The sequence below is a fragment of the Nitrosomonas oligotropha genome (genome assembly GCF_900106555.1).
In the GTDB taxonomy this organism is placed as follows: domain Bacteria; phylum Pseudomonadota; class Gammaproteobacteria; order Burkholderiales; family Nitrosomonadaceae; genus Nitrosomonas; species Nitrosomonas oligotropha_A.
This window is the reverse complement of sequence record NZ_FNOE01000005.1, coordinates 117,183-142,631: the sequence shown is the minus strand read 5'-3', so window position 1 is coordinate 142,631 and position 25,449 is coordinate 117,183. Positions and strand designations below refer to the sequence as shown.

Here is a 25,449-nt window from a genome sequence, read left to right as displayed (position 1 = left end):
TTATGATTGTTATGTAACTGAGAACGGCATGGATACTGGATATTTGGCGGAGAGAGAGGGATTCGAACCCTCGATAAGCTTTTTGAGCCTATACTCCCTTAGCAGGGGAGCGCCTTCGACCACTCGGCCATCTCTCCGTTAATGACTACACTATGATGATTTTCCCGAAAATCAGCATTATCGATTTCTTAGAGCGCTTGCTCAAGATCGAATGCTTTATGTAGAACCCTGACAGCCAGTTCCATATACTTTTCATCAACAACCACGGATACTTTGATTTCCGAGGTGGCGATCATCTGGATGTTAATGCCTTCTTCCGCCAAAACCCGGAACATCTTGCTGGCGATACCTGCGTGTGAACGCATGCCAACACCGACTACCGATACTTTTGCGATTCTATCACCTCCGAGTACATCACGCGCGCCAATATGCGGTTGGATTTTTTCTCGCAGGATGTTCATGGTGTTTTTAAATTCATTCCGGTGAACCGTAAACGAAAAGTCCGTCAAACCGTCGTGGCCCACGTTTTGGATAATCATATCGACATCGATATTGGCATCGGCCACGGGTCCGAGAATCTGATAAGCGATGCCAGGATGATCGGGAACGCCCAATACGGTAATTTTCGCTTCATCTCGATTGAATGCGATACCTGAAATGACAGCTTGTTCCATATTCTCATCTTCCTCAAAAGTAATCAGCGTGCCTTGGCCTTCTTCCTCAAAGCTGGATAACACTCTCAGCTTAACTTTGTATTTACCTGCAAATTCGACCGATCTTAATTGCAGTACCTTTGAGCCAAGGCTTGCCATTTCCAGCATTTCTTCAAAGGTTATCGTGTTCAGTCTCCTGGCTTCCGCAACGACGCGAGGATCCGTCGTATAAATCCCATCCACATCCGTGTAGATCTGGCATTCGTCGGCTTTCAAGGCGGCTGCTAATGCAACCCCGGTGGTGTCCGATCCGCCGCGGCCCAGGGTGGTGATGCTTCCTTTTTCGTCCGCGCCCTGAAATCCGGCTACCACGACGACATATCCGGCATCCAGATCGGCGCGGATTTTTGCTTCGTCGATGCTTAGAATGCGGGCCTTGGTGTGCGTGCTATCGGTCAGAATCTTAACTTGCGGTCCCGTATAGCTTTTTGCTTTGACGTTAAGTTCCATCAATGCCATCGCCAAAAGCGCGATGGAAACCTGTTCACCGGTGGAGATCATGACGTCCAGTTCACGTGGACTGGGGTTTTCTTGTACTTCATGGGCTAACGCAATCAGGCGGTTGGTTTCGCCGCTCATGGCCGAAACGACAACGACGATTTGGTGTCCCTGCGAATGAAATTTCGCGACCCGGCGCGCAACGTTCTTTATTCGCTCGGTGCTGCCGACTGAGGTGCCGCCATATTTTTGTACGTAAAAAGCCACGAATTTATGATCCGCTAAATTTCAGAATTGGAAAACCGCGTAATTCTACACATTTCACTGCTAGAAAACCAGATTGCGCTGCTTTTGAAAAAGGCAGCGGGTTGTTTTTCCATCTTACCGTGCGGATGCGTGCAACTATGAGTATTCACTTGTACTTCAGGTTTTTCACTATTGATCAGCTGTTGGATAATCCTTCCAGGGTATTTCTTGCGGGATAGTACTCTGGAAGGATATAAATGAAGTAACTGAAACACTTAGCTATGATTTAGGTTTATTTGCTGGATTGCGAAGGAGAACCCATTTCGATAGCTTAGAGAATACTGAAATGAAAAATCAATGCAGTCTTTCTCAGTGCCCGCGATTTTAAATGAAAACGGTATTTTGTCAAGGCTGACCGGCGCTCCGTAAGCATCAGCATCTCCTTATAAAGAGGAGGGATTGCTGTGCAGTTTCCTTAATAAAACCGATTGCAATTCGCTATTCACCCAGGCTTTCTGGGATACTGCCCAAAGTTTGCCGTGTGCGAAGTCTTTACATTGCAGCGCATTTTCTTCCGGCATGAGGATGATATCAGCATCCGCGAAATGAATGTCTTCCGCCCTAAAGCGGTGATTTTCTGGATGCGAGTGTAACTCCGCATTGATGCCTGTTTTTTGCATAAGCTCATACAACCAGTGGACATTGTCGGCATCAGTAACAATCCGGATTGATTCTTTTCCAAAATCGGCAATGGTTTTGCGCTGTTGCGGATCGAGCACAAGATAGGCGGTTTCGTTTACCAGCTTCATATTGTAAATTTTATTCTGCTGATCTGGATCAACATAATGATTCTGCAAGTTATTGGCTACAAGGATGCTGGATTTTCCCAGATCTTTCAGAGCACTGCGTAAAGGGCCGGCAGGCAGTAGTAATCCATTGCCGAAGCTCTGCTCGTTAAAATCAACGGCAATGACTTCAATATCACGTTCCAGGCGATGATATTGCAAGCCATCATTACTGATGATGACGTTGCATTCGGGATGCGCGGTGAGTAGCGCTTGTGCAGCGGCAATTCGATCGATGCCCATCCAGACCGGACAGGATTTTCCATGTAACTGCGCTAATAAAAATGCTTTTCCTCCGCTATGCTGCGAGCTATTGGCGGTTGTGACTGCTGCCGGTGGTCCGGCATTATCCGAGTTACCTTGTGTGACGATTCCAGGGTGAAAGCCATGCGCCAGTAATAAATCGACAAGCCAAAGCAGCAGCGGTGTTTTTCCGCCATCGCCGATGCTGATGCTGTCGACGATAATCACGGGGACCGGTAGTTTGACCGACGGAAGAATATCTAACCAGTAGCACAATTTTTTCCCGGCCAGAAAGAAACGATACAGAACACTTAATGGCCACAAAACAAAGTGTAACGGGGTGATGCGATGCCAATACAGCTCCGATAATTTCATATTTTGCATTCAGATGAGGTATGGATTACGGTATGCATAGTACATGCGATTCCAATCGTTATCCATCATGCGATTGAACCGGCAAAAATTTTTACCTGACCTATATCCAGACTCTAGGAATTGTGTGAATATTCGCCATCATAAATTTCATTTTTTGTTTGGATTCGCGTAGCAATAATGCAATCAATGCGGGTCTGACACTTAATTCACAAGAGCAAGAAGATCATGAATATATCTGTAAACCGGCTGCTTGTTCCCACGCTGTCGGGAGATGGCCAATCTAAAAAGCCGCATCATATTGCGTATACCGATTGGGGTGATCCGCGTAATCCGCATGTAGTCATCTGTGTGCATGGTTTGTCGCGTAATTGCCGTGATTTCGATTATCTTGCACAGGCGCTGCAAGCGGATTGCCGGGTGATTTGCGTCGATGTGGTGGGGCGCGGCCAAAGTGATTGGCTTGAACACGCGCATGATTACGATTATTACCCGTTGTATCTATCCGATGCGATGTCGCTGATAACGCATCTCCAATCGCAGTATCAAGAGAAAATCACCTTGGATTGGGTTGGTATTTCGATGGGCGGGCTGATCGGTATGATTCTGGCGATACAACCGAACCAGCCGGTTACGATCCATAAATTGATCTTGAGCGATATCGGTCCGTTGATCCCTGCCATCGCGTTGAAAAGGATTGCCGATTATGTCGGTAAAGATCCGCGTTTCAATAGTTTTGAAGAATTCAAGCAGTACATGCAAGTGATTTCAGTGTCGTTTGGGCCCCTGACCGAAGCACAGTGGAAGCATATGGCGATTCATAGTGTCCGTGAGTATCCGGATGGTACTTACGGCTTCCGCTATGATCCCAGGATTGCCGTCAGTTTCAAAGAACATAAAATCACCGATATCGATTTGTGGGCGCAATGGGATCAGTTAGCGACGCCAACGTTGGTGCTGCGTGGTGTTGAATCAGATATTTTATCGGCTGAAACGGCGGCGCAAATGCAGTTGCGCGGCGCAAAAGCCCAAATCGTCGAGTTACCCGGCATTGGCCATGCGCCGATGCTAATGGATGACCATCAGATAAAAATCGTACGGGATTTCATTTTGAAATAGCGTGCTGTTATGACAGTTCAATGATCTCCGGCAAGACTGGAGGTCACTGAACTGAATTTCTTTGCTGCTGCATTTCTTGCGGCATTCTTCTGGAACGAAAGAAAATATCCATCGTGCCGGGCACCTCGCCATCTGCAATTCCTTTTCACACATCAACCGCAGCTGTTTGAATTGAATTGTTTAATGTCATATTTCTCCTTAAGAAATTTTGTTTTTGCTGATTAATAAGCATCCCGTGGAATAGAGAGATCAACGCTGTGGCAAATTGCCGCGCGGCAATTTGCCACATTCCCAACACCGTTTGTTTAATTTAAATTTCGCGAGAATTAATTGCAACGAAGGGTTTGGAAGGATGCGCGTACGTGCGCGAAGCACGGCTAATCCATCTTGACTGACTAGAAGAATCAACCAGCCCGGCGATCGATTGCATTCAGGCCGATCAATCGCTACCCATTTGCAAAGAAGCGCCGTAAACCGGCCATTAACTCATAATAATTAAAGGAGACAAGGAATTATGCTGACGATACACGCTAGACTGGTTGATGCCATGATCGCTCAGGCATTGAATGATCATCCGGTGGAAACCTGCGGCATCATCGCCGGTCCTGCGGGATCCAATTGGCCGTTACGTCTGATTCCTATGCGTAATGCCGCGCAATCGGACAATTTCTTTCAGTTTGACCCGCAACAGCAATTGCAAGTCTGGAAAGAAATGAGCGCGCGTTGCGAGGAACCGGTCGTTATCTACCACTCCCACACCAGTAGCCAGGCTTACCCGAGGCGCAGCGATGTCGAGTTGGCTACCGAGCCGCAAGCGCATTACGTCATCATTCCGACTCAACATCTCTATCAAGCGGAGATCCGCAGCTTTCGCATTGCCGATCAAATGGTGATTGAGGAAAGGGTGCGAATCGTGCGGCAATATCAACCCGAGCTCGAATTACAAATGGTTGCTTAAGTGCGGATCGATCCCGACAACGTAATACGCGTTTTCCTAACTCCTGAAATATTTAAGCGGGCGCAGACATGCCAATCACGGTAATTATTCCAACACGATTAAGATCTTTGACGAATCAGCAAAAGCGTATCGCGATCGAAGGCGTTAAGGTTTCCGAAGTCATTGAGCGGATGGAACAGCAGTATCCGGGTATCAGAGCGAAATTGATTTTCGACGGCAGTGCGTATCATTTCATCAATATCTATGTCAATGATAACGACATCCGCTTGCACGACGGCTTGGCAACCAACCTGCAAGATGGCGATATCGTGACCATTTTGCCTGCACTGACAGCAGACTAAAAGAATTTCTCGCGGCATATGCCATGCACTTAACCGAAGTATTTGCGTCACTTTTGCCATGACATTGCCTTTTCAAGAAAGATTTATGTCTATACCTCATAACGCGGCTGATCAGTTGCTCAGTTCCAAAGAAATGATTGATGCGCTGGAATTGATGTTTCGCCGTATGGATGCAATCAACGCTATTTGCACAACCGATTTTCCATTGTATTCCTCGAAGAATACCAATGCCTGGACTGTGTCCTCCAGTGGTTCCTGGATGGGCGGTTTCTGGGGGGCATGCTGGTGGTTGCGGGCAAAATTAACCGAGTCGGCCAGTGATCAACAGAATGCGGCCGATATTTGCCAACGTCTGGCCGGAAAAATTCCTGTCGATTCGGGATATCGCAGTTTGATTTTCTGGTATGGCGCCGCTTTGGGGGAAATCTGGTTTCGCGATACACAAGCGCGTGCCTTGACCCGTAAATCCATTACCGCGCTCGCACACAGTTTTAATCCCAAATTAAATTGCATTCCGCTGGGGGCCGCGATGGGTGGAGTTTCTACCGGTCATCAGTCGATCGCGATCGATAATTTTGCCGCGCTGCTTCAGCTCCTGACCAGCGGTGAACAAAATCTTCATTACTACATGGCGCAGCATCATGCCGAGACAATGTTGACGGCGTGCCGCCGTCATAATGGTGCATTTCACGCCAGCGCCTATTTTGACGGCAGGGGGTTTCAACCGGATGATCAAGCGGGCTTATGGTCGCGTGGTCAATCCTGGGCGATGCTGGGATTAACCCGGGCAGCGGCTTTGTGGGGTGAACCGTATTTAACGCATGCCAAAACGGCGTGTGAGTATTGGCAGCATTCCCGCCCGGGCCCCTTACCGCCTAACCGGCTCGGTCAATTGGTGTCCTGCGATGATCCTTCCGCCGCCGTCATTGCATCGATTGCGATGCTTTCCTTGGCGCGTTTGCTGCCCGAAGGCGAATATTGGCGCGCTTACGCGCATCGCCAGATCAGTGTAATCATCCGCAGCCAGTATTTTATCGGATTCAAGCAAGACACCGGATGCAGTGAAAATCAGAAAAATAGCTCAACCGGAGTTTTCTGGGGGTGTTGCTACAAAACCGGGCAGAACGAGGAAGAATTGGTGGAATCGATGTGGGGTAATTTTTTCCTGATGGCCGCGCTTGCCGCGCTGACAGGTTTTATCGAACCCGGCCATTGTTAGATTGCGAACAGAACATGCTTGATCTCTTAAAGGGAAGTGGAAAATCGATGTCGCCACACATCATGATGACGGGTAAGAGCACGGGTTACCGGTATCGCATACGAAATTTTTGCTTTGATGCTCATTCTTTCCGGTCAGGATCGCTGTCGGCCGGATTATCGTTAATTATTCAGTTTTTATATTCTAATACAATGCGTTAGCTAATCTGCATTGCTTGCCTATTGAGAGTCTGTGCTCCTGACGTTATTTTTACGTTCGGGGAAGGGATCTTTTTGTCTTGTAAAACTAGGTGTAACTCATTGTAACTGCGACAATTTACCGCATTGACCCTTAACTGTGTTTGATCAATACTGCGCGTACGTTGGCCAACGCAGCAGGTGTGAAATCTTTTCTCGCCTATTCATAATCAAATAAGAAATTAGGGTCATTTATGAAAGAAACATTCGTTAAAAGTACATTGAAATATGCATTGTTATTGGCGGGTTTGACATCATTGCCTGCCATGGCACATATCGGCTATGGTGGCCGCGATTTTGGTACCTTCACTGGGGCTCCAGCTTCTAGCACAATTACAAATCAATCAATTTCCGGAAATTATGGTTGGATTGACGGAACCGATTCCGACTGGGGTGATTCTCACGTGGTGAAAGCATATCGTTTTACTTTGACAAGTGATGCCGATGTGAAAATTTCGTTCCAAGAGCAAGCTTATGTTACCTCAGCTGGCGCCTCGATTTCCGCCGGTATACTGCCTGGTTTTTCTATTTACAAAGGACTTGCGCATCTTGCGCCATTTGGAGCGGATTTTGACTCTACCCCAGGGTCAATTGCAATTCGTGATGCGGTGGGTGGGGTTGGTTTGACTGAAGGTTCCTTCAGATCACTGACCGATTGGAGTATTACCAATACAGCTAACGATCCAGCCAGTGTCTTTACTTATGTTGGTTCCGCCTATGATGGCAGTCCTGTAGATTATGGTACCGGCGTTATTCCCGGTGCTGATGGTCTGGCGGATCATTCCGTATCAGGAGTTTTTCATTTGACAGCGGGCGACTACTCAATATTTGTAGGTGGATCGGATTATGCTGATCAGTTTGCTGCATCACACCTTGCGTATGGTCTGGCTGGTACTGTAGCACTGGTGCCAGAACCTGAAACCTATGCCATGTTGCTGGCAGGTCTTGGTTTGATCGGCTTCAGCGCCAGCCGCCGCCGTAAACTCTAAACAGAGTTGATTCTATAGCCAACCCTCCTGGCTATTTGTACCGCACAGCCCTGTATCATACGAATCCTACCTCTTCGGCGTGATACGGGGCTGTCGTTTGTTCTGAATCAATTTCATCCATTCCGGATTAAAATGACAAATATAAATTTCAGTTTTAACAAAAAAATAACCATCGCACTGATTCTGTGGCAAGGAATCAGTTTCAACGCATTCAGTCATGACGGAGAAGATCATGGCGGCTCGGTTACGTTAGCGCCCGGTTTGCCGGAATGCCAAATACTGGCAGCTGCCCGGTTGTTCGACGGCGTCAATTTTCCGCAAAACAATATGGCGGTGTTGATTGAAGGCGATAAGATCAAGCGCATTGGGGCTTTAACCGAATTGAGCGGATCCTGTGCCAATCAGATTAATTTAGGGGATGCGACTATTCTGCCGGGATTTATCGAGTCGCACGCACATATTACATTCCAGGGTGTTAATAAAAATGCTGTGCTGGAACACGGTGTAACGACCGTTCAGGATACCGGTGGTCCATTGCAGGCTAAAGAAGGCGGTGATGGAACGTTGCGGTTGTTGAGCGTGGGGCCGATTATTCAAGCAGCGGGTGGTTATCCTCTGAATGTATTCGGCGGTGGTGATGGCGGTTATGACAAAGTCGGTATTCCAGTCACATCCACGACCGAGGCCGATAAAGTGGTCACCGATCTGATTGCTGGTGGAGCAACTGCAATCAAAATGGCATTGGAACCGGGAGGCGAAACCGGTGCGCCCTGGATGCAGCCGCACGACGGTGTTCCGGTGCCCGAGACGCCCTGGCCGATGTTATCGCAAGATATCGCCAATGCCATTGTCGCCAAAGCCCACGCATTGGGTAAACGTGTTCTCGTGCATGCCGGTGAGAATACCGGTTTTGAACGGGCGCTTAATGCAGGTGTTGATGAATTTGCGCATATACCTTGTGGCGAAATCAGGGAAGATTTATTGCAGCGCGCGGTGGATCAAGGGGTTACGTTCGTCACCACCATTGATACGCTGGCAGCTTGTGTGGATACCGCCACCGGCAAAGGCATTCACTCCAATACCATGAGCTTGGCCAGTAAAGGCGCGAAATTTATTTATGGCTCTGAGATTGGACATGACAACGTGCCTTGGGGGATCAACGGTGAAGAGTTGCATATGATATTGCATTTAACCAGCGGAGAATCCATCGATTTTACCGACGTGGTCAATGTCATTAAATCGGCTACATCAAAAGCGGGTGAGCATTTGGGTCTGGCGCCGCTAGGGACGCTGGCGGCAGGTGCCCCGGCCGATGTGATTGCGGTAAAAGGTAATCCATTCCAGAAATTCAAACTGCTGGAATATCCGCAATTGGTGATTTCCGGCGGACGTACGATTGTAAATAAATTCATCAATCAATCATCTCCGGCAAGTATCGAATGTTTTCTGACTTGGGCGGAAGGAAAGTATCCTGAATTATTATCACCTGCTGGCCAGACAACGGTGGTCTCGAGCCTCTACAGTTACCGTTATTATCCAGCCACACAAGTGTATGCAGGCATTTCTTCGGCGGATAATCATGTTTATTTCATGAAGCAAGCGGATGGGCTATTGCGAAGCGAGGGGCCGCTGGCGAATTGGCTGCCGGTATCTGGCTGTCAGTAGTCAGTAGCTTGTTGGGTTCATAAACAACAAAGGCAACCAATCGGTTGCCTTTGTTGTTTTAACTGACTTGAAACTCAGAAGCGGAAATTGTATTGAACGTAGAAAAGATCAGGAGAAGTTCCCGGTCTTTGCTTATCCAGGAATTCACCGCGCCACAATTTTGAGTAACCCAGTAACACGTCCTGGTGGCGGCTCATGTGGAGATTTAACCGGAAATCAATTTCATCGCCGATATGACTGCCAGACTGACCTGTGATGTCCCGCAATGTTGCCTGACCGGCAGCGTTGTACAAATAATCACGGTTATTCGCCAAATAAAAGCGATGATATTGCGTGATGAATGTTATCCAGGGCATCGGATGCATGGTGAATTGCGCATTGAAATCATGCATGTTCTGACGTCCGACACGATCCAGGAAACCGAGATAGTAGTGACCAAACGGAAACAGTTGATTAAACGTATTGCTTCTGCCGTCCTTGGAATTACCGTCGCCGGATGCAAAATCATAGCGTATCCAGCCTTGCGGGTTCATTGGCAGCGGTAAGCGGTAACCTACCCCGGTTGCCACAGCGAAAGCGGATACGTCCAGATTGGACCGCTGACCGAACTGATACATACCTTCCAATTCATACAGCAGATTATCGAAGTTACCTGCCAAGCGGCCACCGAGCGTATGAGTATCCGCATTGCCTTGCAGAATATTTCCCGCCAGCACGTTCGCAGCAGAAACGTTGCGATCGTTGATTAAACTCAGGAAGTAAAGATCAATTAAGTGGCCTGGTTTTGGTTTGTTGGTCGCCCACAAGCCAAAGAAGTTCTGTTGTGTATCCCAGTTATCGACATTCCCTTTCTCAATGACCATCGGGCGCATCCAGAATGCATCCACATCCCATTCCGCCGTACGCCAGAACGTTTTAACACCCTGGAATGTTCTACGTGTGTTGACCCAGTCGAGTGTGGAAATCAATCGTTGCGAACCATACATCATCTCTTGCCGGCCCACACGGATATACGCCGGTCCATTATTGATATTGGCCAGCTTGATATCGGTAAACATATTCAATATGTCGGCATGATTCCTGTCAGTCACTAATGGAGGCAGTTCGGAACCAAAAGCGCGAGCATCAATCATTTCGGCGAATAACCGCACTTTGTCGCGGTACCATAAATCCGCATGAACCCGGGTGCGTATCAAGTGAAAGTCATTATTAGTGCCCGCTGCATTCAAACGGCTATCCGTTTCGTGAATATAGCGATACCAGAAGTTACCACCCAGTGACAATAACCAATCATCGCCGAGATTCATTCTCTTGACCGGATCGAATATGTCTTTTTCGTGTCCCGGTGTGGCCAGATAGCGAAAGTCAATGTCGTACGACGGTGTGGTCAATAACGCAAACGGCGCATAAGGGGCGACGGGCGGTTTTTCACGCTTATTACCGGTTACCAAATCCCACAGTGAGAAATAGCCAGGACCGGCAGGAGGTAACAGAAACAAGCCTGGACGTGACGGAGCAGATACTGCCGGTACCTTTGACATATCAAATTTACCATCAGCAACTTTCGGTGCCTCGGCTGCTTTGGGCGCTTCAGCAGCTTTGGGTGCATCCGAAGCTTTAGGAGCAGACGCAGGCGGATTTGCATACGCCGACAGCGGTACTCCCACACTCAGCATACACACACCAAGTTTGAGCAACCATCGCTGCATGCTTCCTGCCATAGCAAGTTTTCGCTTACGAGTGGCAAATGCAGAGAAAGTGAAGAATCTCGAGTTATTCATTAATAAGCTCCGTTGTTAATAATCCAGGTTGGTAATCAAATGGAATCATATGATTGGTATCAGAAAATTGAAAATATTATACCGCAGGCTACCGGTTTTCATGGCATGACATCGCCAGGGGTGGCCAATTAGGGTGTCGTATTATAAATAGCTGCAGTGCATGGAGAAGTGGGGAAATAATACATTAAAACAATGCTTTTCCCTTCTTGATAAAGTAACTTATAGATTTCAGTCAATTACGGGATGAAATCATGGTTAAATAACTGATTGATTTTAGTAGAATTGATTGAATATTGTTTTGTTGTAAATCAACAACATAGGGCGCTGTATAACCCTATGTGAGACTTGGTTTTTAAGGCAGTTTATCGCACTATTGGCTGATTTTGACGGCGTACCCCGTGCGTTTAATTTGCTCGCCGAATTGTGATAACCAAGCATCGTCAATTTTAGAAAGACGAGACGCTTCCGGTTGTAGCGATGGGCGGGCGATGCCATACAATAAAACGCCTTGGACCGGAATTCCATCGTGGGTCAGTTGTTGCAAAAAACTTAAATAAGCGGCAATTTCTTCATTCGAGGGCGGCATGCCGTCCAGCTGAAAAACGCAAGTTTGTAACCAAGTCGGGCAGAGTGAAGCCGCTATCCGTAAATGATCCCGGATTTTTCTCAGACTGATCGATGTGTTGTTGGTGCGCTGTCTTTCCTTGCTTGAAGCGCGATCGAACTTGAACCAGATTTCTCCATTCAGCTCTCCCATATGCTTCAAACCAGCTTGTACCGCAGGACGGTGAATCAAGCTGCCATTGGTGATGAGTACGATTTTTAACGCTGCCGGTAATGCAAAATCATTTTTGACACGTCCGATCAATTCGATCACTTGCTCGAATTCTTTCGCGCTCGTCGGCTCACCGTTGCCGGATAGGGCGATATCGTGAATTTTTCTGGCTTCAAGCGGTACATGCTGTTGCATGTAATCTCCTGCTGTCAGTTCGTGCAGAAACGATCGTAATTCGACCTCCAGCCGGTTCAGATCAATACGCGGCGCGGAACCGCGTTTCAGATCCGGTACTTGGCAATAGACGCAGCGCCAGTTGCAGGCATTGTTCGGATTCAGATTAATGCCGATCGAGACACCCCCGGCGCGGCGCGAAATCACCGGGTACACGTAGGTGAGTCCGGCGCTGTCGCGGCTGTGATCGGTCGTATTCAATAGTTTAGAGTTTGCTCGCAATGTTACAATTCCATATATTCATTTCGCTTCTCAATTGTACGTATGTTCATTACTCGCAGGCTGGAATTTGACGCAGGTCACCGCATTTCAACGCATAACAGCCAATGCCGCCATTTGCACGGCCACCGTTACTGTATCGAGATTACGCTATCTGGCAACATTATCGCTGACGAAGGTGTCGCGCAGCAAGGTATGGTGATGGATTACTCCGAAGTCAAACGCATTGCCAAATCGGTACTGGTCGATCAGTGGGATCACGCCTTCTTAGTGTATTCCGGCGATACAAAAGTTTTGCAATTTTTGCAATCGATCGAAGACCATAAAACGGTTGTGCTGGATGTGCAACCGACAGCGGAAAATCTGGCATTGCTTGCATTTGAAATTCTGGATGGCGCTTACCAGGACAGTTATGGCAATCATCTGCAACTCGAGCAGGTGCGTTTGTATGAAACACCGAACTGCTGGGCCGACGCGTTGCGTGGCTCAGTCTAATTTATAGAGACTATTGATTGTTATGTTTATCGACTCACATTGTCATCTCGATTTTCCCGATCTGGCCAAAGATCTGGATCAATTATTACTGAACATGCAGCAAAATCACGTTACGCACGCGCTCTGCGTTAGCGTCGATTTGCCGAATTTTCCTCGCGTACGCGCCTTGGCGGAAGCGCACGAGAATCTGTTTGCCTCCGTCGGTGTGCATCCGGATTATGAAGATCAAATAGAACCGGTCGCTGAGCAAATTGCAGAATTGGCCAATCACCCCAAAGTTATCGCGATTGGGGAAACCGGTCTGGATTATTTCCGTCTGCAAGGCGATCTGGAATGGCAGCGTGAGCGCTTCCGCCAACACATTCGTGCAGCGCGCAAGGTGGATAAACCACTGATCATTCACACTCGCTCCGCTGCTGCGGATACGCTGCGGATCATGCAGGAGGAGGGCGCCGATCAGGTGGGCGGCGTGATGCACTGCTTTACCGAAAGCTGGGAAGTTGCGCAGCAAGCCATTGCGATGAATTTTTACATTTCATTTTCCGGTATCGTGACGTTCAAAAATGCCGTGGCATTAAAAGAAGTTGCCAAGAACATTCAATTGGATAGAATGCTGATTGAAACTGATTCGCCTTATCTCGCGCCGGTGCCGTTTCGTGGCAAACAGAATCAACCCGCATTCGTGCGGCATGTGGCGGAAGAAATCGCGCGCTTGCGGAATGCGGATCTGGAAGATATTGCAACAGCAACCACGGATAATTTTTTTAACCTATTCAAACCACCTAAACATGGCATACCTGCTTAAATCGCATTGGTTATCGATATGTGCTTTAGTGCTGCTCGCTTATCTGCCACTTCATGCGGCTGCAGGTATTCAGGAAGATTTCATGTGGGCGGTGGAAAAGGGAAATGTACCCGAAGTCTCCCGGTTATTGGAAAAAGGCGCCAATCCGGATCTGGCGAATCGCGATGGCTATACACCCTTGATGATCGCGGCCAAGGACAAGAATTTGAACATGGCGCAAGTGCTGATCGCTGCCGGTGCGCAATTGGATATTCGCAACCGCTACGGCGAAACGGCGATTATGCTGGCCAGCTATCACGGCCTGACCGAACTGGTGCGGTTGTTTTATATCAAAGGCGCCGAGATCAATCATAGCGGCTGGAATCCATTGACCTACGCCGCTTACGGCGGGCATCTGGACACCCTCCGGTTACTACTGTCCGGTGGCGCTAATATTAACTCGATTACCGACAATGGTTCGACCGCATTGATGATGGCGGTCAGGGGAAATCATGTTGATGCGGTTGCATTGCTGCTCGACCAAGGCGCCGATCCAGCGATCAAAAATGAGCATGGCGACAACGCCCTGGTTTGGGCGGAAAAATACAATCACCCAGATATGGTCAAGTTTCTTAAAAACCGCGAAGTGGCGAAATAAATTGAACGCGAAAGCAGCTATCCGTCCGGTAATTTGAGCATGCAGCCGCTGCAAGGAAAAGTGGCTTTGGTAACCGGATCGGCGCGTGGAATCGGTGCGGAGATCGCGCTTACGTTAGCCAAAGCGGGTGCTAAAGTCATCGTCAATTATGCGCAAAACCAAGCCGCTGCGGACCGCGTATGCGCCGCCATTACCGAAGCCGGTGGTGAATGTTTGGCGGTGCAGGCCGATGTCAGCGATCCGGCTGCGGTGCGGCAGCTCTTTACGGCTGCAATCGAACGTTTCCAGCAGATCGACATTCTCGTCAATAACGTCGGAGTCTTGGTATTTAAGGAAATTGCCGAAATCAGCGACGACGAATTCGATCGCATTGTCGATATCAATTTCAAGAGTGTTTTTTATACATTGCGCGAAGCCGCGGCAAAATTGGCGGATCATGGCCGTATCGTAACTGTTTCCAGCACCGTGACGCGCTTGATGCTGCCGAAGTACGGCGCATATGCTGCGACCAAGGCGGCCGTTGAGCAACTGACGCGGATTTTTGCCCGTGAAGCGGGAAAGCGCGGCATTACCGCAAACATCGTATCGCCCGGTCCGGTCGACACGGAATTGTTCCGCAGCGGTAAAACCCCGGCGGATATAGAACGCATGGCGGCGATGGCGGCTTTGGGAAGGTTGGGCGCAACGGATGATATTGCGCAAGTGGTGTTATTTTTGGTCAGCGATGAAGCCCGCTGGATCACGGGACAGAATATTGGTGTCAACGGTGGAATTATTTAACGGATAAGGAGAGGGGAAGCAAATGCGTATCGGCGTGCCTAAGGAAATTAAAATTCATGAATCCCGTGTGGGACTGACGCCGGCAGCGGTACGCGAACTGGTTGCCCATGGCCATCATGTGATGGTGCAAAAGAATGCCGGGATACAAATCGATTTGAGCGACGATAAGTACCGCAGCGCGGGCGCGGAAATCGTGGAAACGCCGCAGGAGATTTACGCCAATGCCGATCTGATCGTCAAAGTCAAAGAACCGCAAGCATCCGAGCTGCCGCTGTTACGCCAAGGGCAAGTATTGTTCACCTACCTGCATCTTGCTCCCGATCCGGTGCAGACTAAAGCTTTGATGAATTCCGGCTGTATCGCCATTGCTTATGAAACCGTGACCGACAGTTTCGGCGGCTTGCCGCTGCTCGCACCGATGAGTGAAGTGGCTGGCCGCATGGCGATTCAAGCCGGGGCGCACGCGCTGGAACTGGATCAAGGCGGCCGCGGCATGCTGCTGGGCGGTGTATCCGGCGTGCCCGCCGCACGGGTCGTCGTGATCGGCGGCGGTGTCGTCGGCACCAACGCCGCGCGTATTGCGATGGGCGTCGAAGCGCATGTCACCGTGCTGGATAAATCGATCCATCGCTTGCAGCAACTGGATTTTCAATACGGCTCGAAAATCAATACCGTTTTCTCAACGGTGGATGCACTGGAAGAACATGTTTCAACTGCCGACCTGGTCATCGGCGCGGTACTGGTTCCCGGCGGTGCAGCGCCTAAATTGGTCAGCCGCGAAATGGTCAGCCGCATGAACCGCGGCGCGGTGCTGGTCGATGTCGCCATCGACCAAGGCGGCTGTTTCGAGACCTCCAAACCGACCACGCTGGCCAATCCCATTTTCACCGTCGATGGCGTGGTGCATTACTGCGTCTCCAACATGCCCGGCGCAGTCGCACGAACCTCTACTTTCGCACTCAATAACGCGACGCTGCCGTTCGTCTTGGCGCTGGCCAATAAGGGCTACCGCAAGGCATTGACGGACGACGTACATTTGCGCAACGGGCTGAATGTTTATCAGGGACGGTTGACGTATGAAGCGGTGGCGCGAGATTTGGGGTTGAGTTATACGCCTGCGGTGGACGTGCTGGCGTAATTCAATTAATCAGCAGTGAGTGCGGTGAAGTTTTTGTTAAAAATTGTTTTGTCTCGATCTGACAAATGGCCTAATGTACAAATGATCAGGCGGTGATCCAAGGTAAAAAGCTTTAACCGGATGATCGATGCCACCGGTAAACCCGCGCTATTCAAATCAGCGATGGATGTATCTAATGGCCAAGGAGCGTGTTGAGCTGAAGTGATCATGGCCATCACACTATGGCCAATACAGTCATTGAATGATGTTGCTGAAGAGATAATCAACGCAGGTCGGCTCTTGCTGGCCTGCTGATCGGTGAATGGAAAAGGAACTTTGACAACATCGTAGCGATTATAGATTACGGTAGGCTTCGTCATCTTCGGTACTGTTCCATTCCGATAAAACATCGTTTAATGCAGTCAAGTAACTCGCATCTAGTGACTCTTCCACTCGATGTACCGATATTTTGCCGTTTTCCAGCACCTCCCACGCAAGCGTATCTCCCGCTTTGAGCTGTAACCGTTTACGCACTTCGGCAGGTACCGTGATTTGGCCTTTTTGACTTAATTTGGCAAGCTGAGACACCTCAGTACTCCTTTATTTTGTGAGGACTCCTTACGGTAACGTATATCTGACTAAGCTGCAATAACCCTATACGCTAAGAAGAATATGGAGATAATTTTTAAACCAGTTTCTTAACTTGGCTGATATCTGAGATAGATTCAATATCGTCCTTTTCGGGTTGCTGAACCCAATACAAATCCCAGCGGGTTTGGAGGTTGAGCCAATAGTCTGCCGATACGTTGAAAAACTTTGCCAATCGCAGCGCCGTGCTTGGTGTAACACCACGCTTTTGATTGACCAGTTCGTTAACACGCTGGTACGGAACATGGATAGCATCTGCCAACTCCCGTTGGCTGATGTCCATTGGTTCCAAGAATTCAGTACGAAGCATTTCGCCGGGATGTGTGGGTTCTCTATCGGTTGGGATGCGCATGAGAATAAAGTTTATAAGGTTTCAATAAGTAAAGCGCATTGCACCGTGCGTTTTTTATTCGATGCAATACAGATTGCAAACCATACAGCCTTTTTTCACTCAATCAATTTTCGTGCTTTTAGGGTTTCCAAGCGACGCTTAAGATCTGTGCTCAACTTGGCTAAGCCCTCACCGTTCTGCAAGTATTTGATATGTCTAATTGCTGCTACATCGAACGGAATGTCTGTGTCCGATTGCGCGATCAGAATGACTTCTCGACCGAGCGTGTGTGCGATACCCGTCTCATAGAAAACATTGGCATTGCGACCGCTAAGGTCACAGACCACGATCGCTGCCTTGCTGAGCAAGAGAGCAACATCTTGGACGACGTGGTCGTTCTCCCAGATATCATCCGCACGCCGACAGATCATGTTTACTTCGCTAATTGCAGTTTCCAGAGTTTCATACACCGGCTTAAAAGCAGCATCGAATGGCATCATTACGGCGACCAAATTGTCATTTACGGGCTCGTCAGTAAGATTAAATACTTTTGGTTTAGAGCGCTGACCGATTCCGCGTTTTAGCAGTATTTTAAAAAGATCAGCGTCCTTGATGGACCAATGATTACGAGATGATTCAGGAAAATGGGCTTTGGTGTTAATGTGTAAATCATCAGCAGCAGTTAAGAACAGCAGTGAATTAGGTATGGGCGGGATGATGTACTCAAGATGATACTCGGTTCCGATCAGTTGAATACGAGTGAGAGTTCCGACTCGAGCAGGTGGTTGACTGCCATCCCACCTGTTCTCGCTCGCAAACACAGTTGGTAGTTCTTTTACTGCGTTAAGATCAAATACACCATTTGGTGCAAATCGTGCTTTGAGATGCTCAGCCGTGTATTCGAGGGTTCGACTTTCGTCCATGATTCCGCGGTTAGGGTTCCAGCCGCTGCTATTGGTGACTAGTAGATTGAACATGTTCACTTATGATAATAACGAACCAAACTAAGTAAGTTTAACTCCATCACTCAATATTCTGCACCTGTTCCCGCATCTGCTCGATAATCACCTTCAGTTCCATTGAAATCCGCGTAATTTCCAGATCGACCGATTTTGAGCCGATGGTGTTGGCTTCGCGGTGCAGCTCCTGCATCATGAAATCGAGTTGTTTGCCGACGGCGCCGCCTTTGTTGATGATGCGTTCGACTTCGTCGATGTGCGCTTGCAGGCGCGAAAGTTCTTCGTCGACGTCGATTTTACTGGCGAACAGCGTGATTTCCTGGTGGATGCGTTCGTTTTCTTGTGTGCCAAGAATTTCTTCTAAACGAGTGCGCAGTTTCTCCTCGAAGGCGGCGATCAATGCTGGGATGCGCGGGGCAGCGGATTGTAGTAATTGGCGCATTTGTTTGATGCGTTCCAGTAAAACGGATTTCAGTTTGTCGCCTTCGCGTATCCGCGCAGCTTTTAAGTCATTCAATGCGGTTTGTAGTAAGGTCATGCCGATTTCATCGGATTCCTCGCCAGGTGCCATGTCGCTTCCAAGCATGCCGGGCCATTTCAGGATTTCCGCCACCGTTAGGGAAAGTGCGGCGGGGTGGCGTGTTTTCACGGTTTGTTCGAGTTGTAGCAATTTATCCAGTAAAGTGTGATCGAGCTGTTGAGAATTTTCCGTGTTCGCCGACGGGGAGAAATTCAGGCGGCATTCCACTTTGCCGCGGCTGAGTTGTTTCGTCAGCAGTTCGCGCATGGCCGGTTCCAGCTTGCGAAAATCATCCGGCAGGCGGAACTGGATGTCGAGATAGCGGTTATTGACCGAACGGATTTCCAGATTAAACGATCCGTAGGGCATTTCTTGTGTAGCGGCGGCGTAGCCGGTCATGCTGACAATCATGATAAAAGTGTTTTTAATGTTTGAAAGGGAATATACCGGGATAAGCTGAGCAAGTTGTCGTCACAGATCGCCGGAGCGGGTTTACCGTCGAGTAGACCGGTTACGGTAAAAGGTGTGTCTTTGTTTTCCGGATCGAATACCACCAGACTCGCATCGATGTATTTGTAATCGCCCGGTGCATTCAGGCGCCAAAGATTAGGAATGCCCGGGTAGGGCTGGTGCAGGCAATACGCGGCGGTGTCGCCGTGAATAATGAGAACCGGCTTCTTGAATTGTTCGGCTTTTTGCTTGATCAGATCGCGCAGCAAGCGGAAGCCATCGCAGTCGGTGCGATTGCTCGTGGTACAAACCGGTTTTTCGTGATCAAAGTCGAACATATCCGCTTGGAAAGCGATGACCACCGCTTGTGCGGATTCCGCCGTGGCGAAGCGTTGTTGCAGCCATCCAGTGTTGGCCTGATCGCGGCGATCCGCTTCGTTCAAAGCATCGTCGATGTTGCTGCGCAGAATTTCCCTGCGGCCATTATTGGTGCCGGGAATGTGCAGTGTGGTGAAAGCGACCGGACTGATACTCCACTGCGCATTTTCGATAAATCCTTCCTGCCGGATAAGACCCGGAATATCACGGACTAATTGCTGCCGGTCTTGCTGAAAAAACAATTGGCGCAGATAACCGAGGCGTTCCAGTTCGTCGTGCCGCATGCCAGTATTGAACCGGTCGCAATCAGTCCAGTCATTATCGCCGGGGGTGTATACCGTTTTATGCGGATTCAGTTGCGCGATCTGACGGTAATGGTCTTGAAACAAATCGTCGCTGCAGCTCAGCCGGCCTCTTTTGAAATCACCCAGGTGGATCAACACGGGCGGGTTTAATGCGCGAATGGCTTTGGCGATTGCGCCATTGGGCTGCTCCAGCAGGGCATATTCGGCATCGGTGTAGGGCATGTCGCCCAGCACGGCAAACCGGACGGTTTTTGCAGCGGCGGAAGATGCCGTGTCATTTGCCGGATTTGCTGCCGCAGGCGCAGCAAAAATGAGCATGAAGATGAAAAAACATACCTTCATCGCCACGCTGTGGATCATGCCGTCATGTGACTCTGAAAAACCAATCCGGCATGTTCGCGCAGTTTATGAAAACGGATGGCGGGCCAGTTTTCTTCCGCGACACTCAATTCCGCGCCGAACGAGGCCAGAAAAGTGGGCGCGTCGACGGCATCATAGGCGATGCGGTGCGCATTGGCTTCGATAAAGCGCTGCAATTCGCGTGGATCATCGCAGGTAATCCAGCGCGCCAATTGATATTTGGCCGAGGCGATACGCGCCGCGACACCGTATTCATGTTGCAGGCGGTGCGCGACCACTTCGAATTGCAGCGTGCCGACAGCGCCTAATAACAGCATATTACCCAAATGCGGGCGGAACACCTGGATTGCACCTTCTTCTCCCAGTTGCGCCAATCCCAGTTTCAATTGCTTACTGCGCAACGGATCGGCGATTTCCACGGTGCGGAAAATTTCCGGCGCGAAAAAGGGCAGTCCGGTAAATTGCAGCACTTCGCCTTCGGTCAAGGTATCGCCCAGTTGCAGCGTGCCGTGATTCGGGATGCCAATGATGTCGCCGGGGTATGCTTCTTCCAGAATGTCGCGGCGCTGCGATAAAAAGGACACGACCGTGCTGGTGCGGATATCCTTGCCATTGCGTGCGACTTTCAAGTTCATGCCGCGTTTGAAATGCCCGGAGCAGACGCGCACAAAGGCAATGCGGTCGCGATGCGCCAGATTCATGTTGGCCTGGATTTTAAACACCATGCCGGAGAATTTCTTTTCATCCGGCTGTACTTCGCGCTGAATGGCGTTGCGCGATTCCGGCGGTGGCGCCAGATCGACCAATGCATCGAGAATTTCCCGTACACCGAAGTTGTTGATCGCCGAACCGAAGAAAACCGGGGTTTGTTTACCGGCAAGGAATGCGGCATGGTCGAAAGTAGGTGATGCGCCTTTGATCAAATCGATTTCCTGCATCGCGGTGGACAATCCCGCGCCGAAGCGTTGTTGGATTTGCGGATCGTCAAAACTTGCGATCACTTCGTTTTCACTGTCGACGCGATCCGATCCCGGCTGAAATACGCGCATGCCATTATTTTGCAAATCGCATACACCGTGGAAATTTTTTCCCATGCCGACCGGCCAGGTGAATGGAATGGTCGTCATGCCGAGTGTACGTTCGATTTCATCGAGCAAATCGAGCGGTTCGCGCACTTCGCGATCCATTTTGTTAACGAAGGTAACGATCGGCGTGTTGCGCGCGCGGCACACTTCCAGCAGACGTAGCGTTTGCGCTTCGACCCCGTTGGCGGCATCGATCACCATCAACGCCGCATCGACGGCGGTCAGCACGCGATAGGTATCTTCCGAAAAATCTTGGTGGCCCGGTGTGTCGAGAAGATTGATGACGCAATCGCGGTATTCCATCTGCATGACCGAACTGGCCACCGAAATGCCGCGCTGCTTCTCGATTTCCATCCAGTCCGAAGTGGCATGGCGGCTGGCTTTGCGCGCTTTGACGCTACCGGCGATATGAATCGCACCGGCGTACATCAGCAATTTTTCCGTCAGCGTTGTTTTACCCGCGTCCGGATGGGAAATAATGGCGAACGTGCGCCGCCGCGATACTTCTTGATCAATGCTCATAATCGGTAGTTCTGTGTTCCTGTGAATAAAGATAACAATGCGCGGTATGCGTGGCGCTGAACGAGCTGGCTGGCGGGTAGGCTGCGCGGCAAACCGGCATGGCGTGCGCGCAACGCGGATTAAAATGACAGCCCGCCGGCGGTGCCGCCGGTGACGGTAAATCTCCCGTAAGCGGGATGATGTGCCGCGCGGGATCCGCTTCGATGTGCGGAACCGATGACAATAACGCTTGCGTGTACGGGTGCTTGGGGTTATTCATCACCTCGTCGATACGCCCGTGTTCAACGATACGTCCCAGATACATCACCGCCACTTCATCGGCCAGATACTCGACAACCGCGATATTGTGGGTAATAAACAAAAATGCAAGTCCTAAATTATTTTGCAGCGATTTGAGCAGATTCAAAATCTGCGCTTGAACCGATACATCCAGGGCGCTGGTCGGTTCATCGCAAATCAGCAGCTTGGGATTGACCGCCAAGGCACGGGCAATGGCGATGCGTTGCCGTTGTCCGCCGGAAAATTCGTGCGGAAAGCGCCATTTTACCTCAGCGGGCAGACCGACGCGCTGCAATAATGCATCGATTTCATTTTCCGGAGACTGTGCGGATGCAGCCGTATTGTTGCCGGAGTAGCCGGTTTGATAGGCTTTTAAGGCATTGATGCCTTCTTGCAGAATTTCAATGATGCGCATGCGCGGATTCAAGGAGGCATAAGGATCCTGAAAAATGATCTGAAGCTGCGAACGTACCGGCCGCAATTGGCTGCGCTTCAATCCGTTCAGTTCCTGTTCCTTGAAACGCACGCTGCCTGCCGTGGGCTGAATCAATTGCAAAATACTTTTGCCGATCGTAGTCTTGCCGCAACCGGATTCACCCACCAGCGCCAGCGTCTTACCTGCGGCAATTTTCAATGACACGCCATCGACCGCTTTGACATGACCCACGACACGTTTGAACAAGCCTTTGCGAATCGGGAAATGCACTTTCAAGTCAGTGACCTGCAACAGCGTATCATCTGTTACCGGGGGAGCCGATGACACCACATGCACGGTTTCCTGCGCTACTGTGTGAGCGCTGGTAGCAGCTTGAGCGGCGTTGTTACTATATAAATGACAGCGGACCTGATGTTGACCGGAAATCGTGTGCCATTGCGGAACGGTATCGCGGCATTGTGCCAGTGCCTGATTGCAGCGATCTACAAACCGGCACCCGGTAAATTGCTGCGCCAGTGACGGCACATTGCCTTGAATGACAGTTAATGCTTGATTACGTTTCTGTTTTCCAGGCAATGCGGCGAACAACTGTTGCGAATAGGGGTGGCGCGGGTGATGAAAAAAATCGTGCCGGGTTGCCAGTTCGACAATTTCTCCCGCGTACATCACCGCGACGCGTTGCGCCATTTCCGCCACCACGCCCAGATCGTGCGTAATCAGTAAAATGGCCATGCGTTTTTGCTGCTGGATGTGCCGCAGCAGATCCAGCACTTGCGCTTGTATCGTTACATCCAACGCGGTAGTCGGCTCATCGGCAATGAGCAGTTCCGGTTCACCGGCGAGCGCCATCGCGATCATGACGCGTTGCTTCATGCCGCCGGAAAACTGAAATGGATACTCGTGCATGCGGCGTGCCGCATCGGGTATACCGACTTGCTCCAGCAATTCCCGGATGCGCGCTTGCATGGCTTCGTGCGATAAATTCAAATGCTGCTGAAGCACTTCTTCGATTTGCTCAGCGATGGTCATAACCGGGTTGAGACTGAGCATCGGTTCCTGAAAAATCATGCTGATGCGCTTACCGCGAATTTTACGCATGCCGGTTTCAGGCAATTGCAGCAAATCCGTGCCGCCGATGCTGATTTTGCCGGCAACGATTTCACCGGTACCCGGTAACAAGCGCATGATCGACAACGCTGTCATCGATTTGCCGCAACCGGATTCACCCAATAACGCAAATGTTTCCCCGGGTGAAATGGACAGAGTCAAGCCATCGACGGCACGTACCGGCATATCGCCGGTGTGCAGCACGGTTTCGAGATTTTCTATTTCCAGCAAAGTATTCATGGATGAGAAGAAGATTTTGCCGGTGTGGTTGCGTCGGATGCGTTATCTTTCAATTGCTTTTCTTTTTTGCCGAAGCGCGGTAGTACCGTGCGTTGCCGTAGTGTCCGGATGCGTGGATCCAGTGCATTCTGAACCGCATCGGCAAACAAGTTGGCGCTCAGTACCAGGGTAAACATGAAACTGAATGCCGCCAGCAAGGCCCACCACACCATTGGTTCACGCGCCATTTCCAGCCGCGCTGCATTGATCATGGTGCCGAAACTGATCATCGACGGATCGACACCGACACCGACATACGACAATACCGCTTCGGCCAGAACTAAACCGCTGAAATCCATCACCGTGGCGATTAACACGATGTGCATCACGTTAGGCAGTATGTGGCGGCTGATGACGCGCCAATGCGAAACGCCGAATGCATGCGCCGCCTGGATATATTCCAGTTCGCGCAGTTTCAGCGTTTCACCACGCAATAACCGGCATAATCCGGTCCAGCTGGTAATGCCCAAGATCATGCAGAGAAACAGCAGCCGCAGATCGGCGCGCGATGCAATGGTGTCGAATAATTCCGGATGGGTTTCGATATACACCTGCATCATCAGTACCGCAGCGGCGATCAGTAAAACGCTGGGAATGGAATTCAGTGTTGTGTAAATATACTGAATGACGTCATCGACCCAACCGCGGAAATAACCGGCCATAATGCCCAGCAATAATGCGAACGGCAGCATGATGAGCGTGGTTAGCGTGCCGATTACCAGCGCGACGCGTATGCTTTTCAGCGATTGATACAAAATATCCTGCCCGACCTTGTCGGTGCCCAGTACATGATAATGTCCCGCCAATGCAGTGATACAGCCGATGATCAGCAGCAGAATGAGCAGCGTGATTAAAATGGCGCGCCAGGGAATTTCGGTGTTGCGGCGCCAGATGGCCGTTAGGCATGGCGCAAAATTCTGCCGGTTGCGATAGGAAAGCCGGGCGATTAGGCCAATGGACAGTATGCTCCAGATCAGCAAACCGCAGGCCAAGCCTTTTAGTGCAAGTTGCATGATATCGGCGCTGTGTTCCTTGTCAGGATCTTGCAAATGCGCGCCGCCAAACTGGAGCCGGGCGAAAGTCCGCACTTGCTTGCCACCCGGCTGTTCGATGGTTTCTTTGGCATACAAATGTGCTGCCAGCGGTGCGGAGTAGGTTTTCTCGACTTGCGTGCGTAACGGTGTCACCAGCAAATCCAGCAAACTCAGCACTTCCACGCTATAAATCGTCTCGCCCTGATTGTTTTTGTGATCCAGTGCGGGGCGGAAGTGTACCGTGTCCAGTAAGCCGATCACCAGAAAAAAGATCAGCACGGTGAGCGCGGACATGCCGCTGGCGCTGTGTCCTACGCGTTTCCATTGCGCCAGTAGATGCTCATGACGGCGGACATACCAAACGATGAAAAATACAATGGCGACAAACAAATAGATCAGCGCATCGGTCCACAGAATAATTGGGCTAAAAGACATGGTCGGGATGGATGACTCTGCGGCGATGAGGCCGGTTTAATGACACATAATCATTCATATCATAAATGAATGCTGGGATTTTTTGAAAATTTAT

At 50.0% G+C, this 25,449-nt stretch carries 24 protein-coding genes and 1 tRNA gene; 11 read left to right on the top strand and 14 right to left on the bottom strand.

Features of this window, described 5'->3' with window-relative positions; all coding sequences use genetic code 11:
* Window positions 1–44: 44 nt before the first annotated feature.
* From BLU57_RS04845 to lpxK, 3 genes are all read right to left on the bottom strand, one after another.
* A tRNA-Ser gene (locus BLU57_RS04845) sits at window positions 45–137 on the bottom strand.
* A 51-nt stretch (window positions 138–188) separates the two neighbouring features.
* Entirely contained in the window at window positions 189–1,418 is a 1,230-nt protein-coding gene (locus tag BLU57_RS04840) for an aspartate kinase (RefSeq protein WP_090317052.1), read from the bottom strand.
* A gap of 422 nt (window positions 1,419–1,840) precedes the next feature.
* Window positions 1,841–2,860 carry a tetraacyldisaccharide 4'-kinase gene (lpxK, locus tag BLU57_RS04835; RefSeq protein ID WP_090317050.1) on the bottom strand — a complete coding sequence of 340 codons (1,020 nt, stop codon included), beginning with the start codon at window positions 2,858–2,860 and terminating at the stop codon, window positions 1,841–1,843.
* Window positions 2,861–3,085: 225 nt separating this feature from the next.
* On the opposite strand from lpxK, the gene BLU57_RS04830 reads away from it, so the two are divergent.
* The 6 genes from BLU57_RS04830 to BLU57_RS04805 all read left to right on the top strand — a co-directional run bounded on the left by BLU57_RS04830 (window position 3,086) and on the right by BLU57_RS04805 (window position 9,384).
* Window positions 3,086–3,976 carry an alpha/beta fold hydrolase gene (locus BLU57_RS04830; RefSeq protein WP_090317048.1) on the top strand — a complete coding sequence of 297 codons (891 nt, stop codon included), beginning with the start codon at window positions 3,086–3,088 and terminating at the stop codon, window positions 3,974–3,976.
* Between the two features lie 514 nt (window positions 3,977–4,490).
* Window positions 4,491–4,934 (top strand): M67 family metallopeptidase, encoded by a 444-nt coding sequence (locus BLU57_RS04825; protein WP_090317045.1) that lies wholly within the window; start codon window positions 4,491–4,493, stop codon window positions 4,932–4,934.
* Between the two features lie 68 nt (window positions 4,935–5,002).
* A complete protein-coding gene (locus BLU57_RS04820) occupies window positions 5,003–5,275 on the top strand; it encodes a MoaD/ThiS family protein (RefSeq protein ID WP_090317042.1) in 273 nt (90 codons plus the stop codon).
* An 85-nt stretch (window positions 5,276–5,360) separates the two neighbouring features.
* Complete coding sequence (locus tag BLU57_RS04815) at window positions 5,361–6,494, top strand: glucuronyl hydrolase (RefSeq protein ID WP_090317139.1); 1,134 nt, start codon at window positions 5,361–5,363, stop codon at window positions 6,492–6,494.
* Window positions 6,495–6,924: 430 nt separating this feature from the next.
* Window positions 6,925–7,719: an FxDxF family PEP-CTERM protein gene (locus tag BLU57_RS04810; RefSeq protein WP_090317039.1), complete on the top strand. Its 795-nt coding sequence runs from the start codon at window positions 6,925–6,927 to the stop codon at window positions 7,717–7,719.
* A 132-nt stretch (window positions 7,720–7,851) separates the two neighbouring features.
* On the top strand, window positions 7,852–9,384 hold the full coding sequence (locus BLU57_RS04805) for an amidohydrolase family protein (protein ID WP_090317036.1): 1,533 nt from the start codon (window positions 7,852–7,854) through the stop codon (window positions 9,382–9,384).
* A 74-nt stretch (window positions 9,385–9,458) separates the two neighbouring features.
* Here the strand turns inward: BLU57_RS04805 and BLU57_RS04800 are convergent, their stop codons facing one another.
* A complete protein-coding gene (locus BLU57_RS04800; protein ID WP_090317033.1) occupies window positions 9,459–11,165 on the bottom strand; it encodes an alginate export family protein in 1,707 nt (568 codons plus the stop codon).
* Window positions 11,166–11,535: 370 nt separating this feature from the next.
* Window positions 11,536–12,375: a radical SAM protein gene (locus tag BLU57_RS04795; protein ID WP_256206113.1), complete on the bottom strand. Its 840-nt coding sequence runs from the start codon at window positions 12,373–12,375 to the stop codon at window positions 11,536–11,538.
* A gap of 63 nt (window positions 12,376–12,438) precedes the next feature.
* Between BLU57_RS04795 and queD the strand changes: the two genes are divergently transcribed.
* The 5 genes from queD to ald are packed head-to-tail and all read left to right on the top strand — an operon-like array spanning window position 12,439 to window position 16,248.
* Window positions 12,439–12,888, top strand: coding sequence for a 6-carboxytetrahydropterin synthase QueD (queD, locus tag BLU57_RS04790; protein ID WP_090317027.1), 450 nt, complete (start codon window positions 12,439–12,441; stop codon window positions 12,886–12,888).
* 22 nt (window positions 12,889–12,910) lie between these two features.
* Complete coding sequence (locus tag BLU57_RS04785; protein ID WP_090317024.1) at window positions 12,911–13,693, top strand: TatD family hydrolase; 783 nt, start codon at window positions 12,911–12,913, stop codon at window positions 13,691–13,693.
* Window positions 13,677–14,330 (top strand): ankyrin repeat domain-containing protein, encoded by a 654-nt coding sequence (locus BLU57_RS04780; RefSeq protein WP_090317021.1) that lies wholly within the window; start codon window positions 13,677–13,679, stop codon window positions 14,328–14,330. The genes BLU57_RS04785 and BLU57_RS04780 overlap by 17 nt, the downstream gene beginning before the upstream one ends.
* A 39-nt stretch (window positions 14,331–14,369) precedes the next feature.
* The gene (locus tag BLU57_RS04775; protein WP_090317018.1) at window positions 14,370–15,110 is read left to right on the top strand and encodes an SDR family oxidoreductase; all 741 of its coding nucleotides are present in this window, start codon (window positions 14,370–14,372) and stop codon (window positions 15,108–15,110) included.
* A 22-nt stretch (window positions 15,111–15,132) separates the two neighbouring features.
* Window positions 15,133–16,248 carry an alanine dehydrogenase gene (gene ald / locus BLU57_RS04770; RefSeq protein WP_090317015.1) on the top strand — a complete coding sequence of 372 codons (1,116 nt, stop codon included), beginning with the start codon at window positions 15,133–15,135 and terminating at the stop codon, window positions 16,246–16,248.
* 5 nt (window positions 16,249–16,253) lie between these two features.
* On the opposite strand, the gene BLU57_RS04765 is transcribed toward ald, so the two are convergent.
* From BLU57_RS04765 to BLU57_RS04725, 9 genes are all read right to left on the bottom strand, one after another.
* Window positions 16,254–16,607, bottom strand: coding sequence for a type II toxin-antitoxin system PemK/MazF family toxin (locus BLU57_RS04765; RefSeq protein ID WP_090317013.1), 354 nt, complete (start codon window positions 16,605–16,607; stop codon window positions 16,254–16,256).
* On the bottom strand, window positions 16,582–16,815 hold the full coding sequence (locus tag BLU57_RS04760; protein ID WP_090317010.1) for an AbrB/MazE/SpoVT family DNA-binding domain-containing protein: 234 nt from the start codon (window positions 16,813–16,815) through the stop codon (window positions 16,582–16,584). The genes BLU57_RS04765 and BLU57_RS04760 overlap by 26 nt, the downstream gene beginning before the upstream one ends.
* Before the next feature lie 97 nt (window positions 16,816–16,912).
* Window positions 16,913–17,227, bottom strand: a complete 315-nt coding sequence (locus tag BLU57_RS04755; RefSeq protein ID WP_090317007.1) for a HigA family addiction module antitoxin — start codon at window positions 17,225–17,227, stop codon at window positions 16,913–16,915.
* A 95-nt stretch (window positions 17,228–17,322) separates the two neighbouring features.
* Entirely contained in the window at window positions 17,323–18,129 is an 807-nt protein-coding gene (locus BLU57_RS16215) for a hypothetical protein (RefSeq protein ID WP_218131633.1), read from the bottom strand.
* 100 nt (window positions 18,130–18,229) lie between these two features.
* Complete coding sequence (locus BLU57_RS04745) at window positions 18,230–19,096, bottom strand: YicC/YloC family endoribonuclease (RefSeq protein WP_090317004.1); 867 nt, start codon at window positions 19,094–19,096, stop codon at window positions 18,230–18,232.
* Window positions 19,093–20,136: a hypothetical protein gene (locus BLU57_RS04740; RefSeq protein WP_090317134.1), complete on the bottom strand. Its 1,044-nt coding sequence runs from the start codon at window positions 20,134–20,136 to the stop codon at window positions 19,093–19,095. The genes BLU57_RS04745 and BLU57_RS04740 overlap by 4 nt, the downstream gene beginning before the upstream one ends.
* A gap of 38 nt (window positions 20,137–20,174) precedes the next feature.
* Window positions 20,175–21,785, bottom strand: a complete 1,611-nt coding sequence (locus tag BLU57_RS04735) for a peptide chain release factor 3 (RefSeq protein ID WP_090317001.1) — start codon at window positions 21,783–21,785, stop codon at window positions 20,175–20,177.
* A complete protein-coding gene (locus tag BLU57_RS04730; RefSeq protein ID WP_090316998.1) occupies window positions 21,775–23,847 on the bottom strand; it encodes an ABC transporter ATP-binding protein in 2,073 nt (690 codons plus the stop codon). The genes BLU57_RS04735 and BLU57_RS04730 overlap by 11 nt, the downstream gene beginning before the upstream one ends.
* Complete coding sequence (locus tag BLU57_RS04725; protein WP_090316995.1) at window positions 23,844–25,355, bottom strand: ABC transporter permease; 1,512 nt, start codon at window positions 25,353–25,355, stop codon at window positions 23,844–23,846. Before BLU57_RS04725 ends, BLU57_RS04730 begins: the two co-directional genes overlap by 4 nt.
* Between the last annotated feature and the right edge of the window lie 94 nt (window positions 25,356–25,449).

Bases quoted from the DNA above. Each gene is read 5' to 3' on its own strand.
- BLU57_RS04740 (WP_090317134.1), bottom strand. From the start codon at position 20,136: ATGCTCATTTTTGCTGCGCCTGCGGCAGCAAATCCGGCAAATGACACG.
- BLU57_RS04755 (WP_090317007.1), bottom strand. From the start codon at position 17,227: ATGCGCATCCCAACCGATAGAGAACCCACACATCCCGGCGAAATGCTT.
- BLU57_RS04825 (WP_090317045.1), top strand. From the start codon at position 4,491: ATGCTGACGATACACGCTAGACTGGTTGATGCCATGATCGCTCAGGCA.
- BLU57_RS04775 (WP_090317018.1), top strand. From the start codon at position 14,370: ATGCAGCCGCTGCAAGGAAAAGTGGCTTTGGTAACCGGATCGGCGCGT.
- BLU57_RS16215 (WP_218131633.1), bottom strand. From the start codon at position 18,129: ATGGACGAAAGTCGAACCCTCGAATACACGGCTGAGCATCTCAAAGCA.
- ald (WP_090317015.1), top strand. From the start codon at position 15,133: ATGCGTATCGGCGTGCCTAAGGAAATTAAAATTCATGAATCCCGTGTG.
- BLU57_RS04725 (WP_090316995.1), bottom strand. From the start codon at position 25,355: ATGTCTTTTAGCCCAATTATTCTGTGGACCGATGCGCTGATCTATTTG.
- BLU57_RS04765 (WP_090317013.1), bottom strand. From the start codon at position 16,607: ATGACGAAGCCTACCGTAATCTATAATCGCTACGATGTTGTCAAAGTT.
- BLU57_RS04785 (WP_090317024.1), top strand. From the start codon at position 12,911: ATGTTTATCGACTCACATTGTCATCTCGATTTTCCCGATCTGGCCAAA.
- BLU57_RS04805 (WP_090317036.1), top strand. From the start codon at position 7,852: ATGACAAATATAAATTTCAGTTTTAACAAAAAAATAACCATCGCACTG.
- BLU57_RS04820 (WP_090317042.1), top strand. From the start codon at position 5,003: ATGCCAATCACGGTAATTATTCCAACACGATTAAGATCTTTGACGAAT.
- BLU57_RS04730 (WP_090316998.1), bottom strand. From the start codon at position 23,847: ATGAATACTTTGCTGGAAATAGAAAATCTCGAAACCGTGCTGCACACC.
- queD (WP_090317027.1), top strand. From the start codon at position 12,439: ATGTTCATTACTCGCAGGCTGGAATTTGACGCAGGTCACCGCATTTCA.
- BLU57_RS04815 (WP_090317139.1), top strand. From the start codon at position 5,361: ATGTCTATACCTCATAACGCGGCTGATCAGTTGCTCAGTTCCAAAGAA.
- BLU57_RS04810 (WP_090317039.1), top strand. From the start codon at position 6,925: ATGAAAGAAACATTCGTTAAAAGTACATTGAAATATGCATTGTTATTG.
- BLU57_RS04800 (WP_090317033.1), bottom strand. From the start codon at position 11,165: ATGAATAACTCGAGATTCTTCACTTTCTCTGCATTTGCCACTCGTAAG.
- BLU57_RS04745 (WP_090317004.1), bottom strand. From the start codon at position 19,096: ATGATTGTCAGCATGACCGGCTACGCCGCCGCTACACAAGAAATGCCC.
- BLU57_RS04735 (WP_090317001.1), bottom strand. From the start codon at position 21,785: ATGAGCATTGATCAAGAAGTATCGCGGCGGCGCACGTTCGCCATTATT.
- BLU57_RS04780 (WP_090317021.1), top strand. From the start codon at position 13,677: ATGGCATACCTGCTTAAATCGCATTGGTTATCGATATGTGCTTTAGTG.
- BLU57_RS04830 (WP_090317048.1), top strand. From the start codon at position 3,086: ATGAATATATCTGTAAACCGGCTGCTTGTTCCCACGCTGTCGGGAGAT.
- lpxK (WP_090317050.1), bottom strand. From the start codon at position 2,860: ATGAAATTATCGGAGCTGTATTGGCATCGCATCACCCCGTTACACTTT.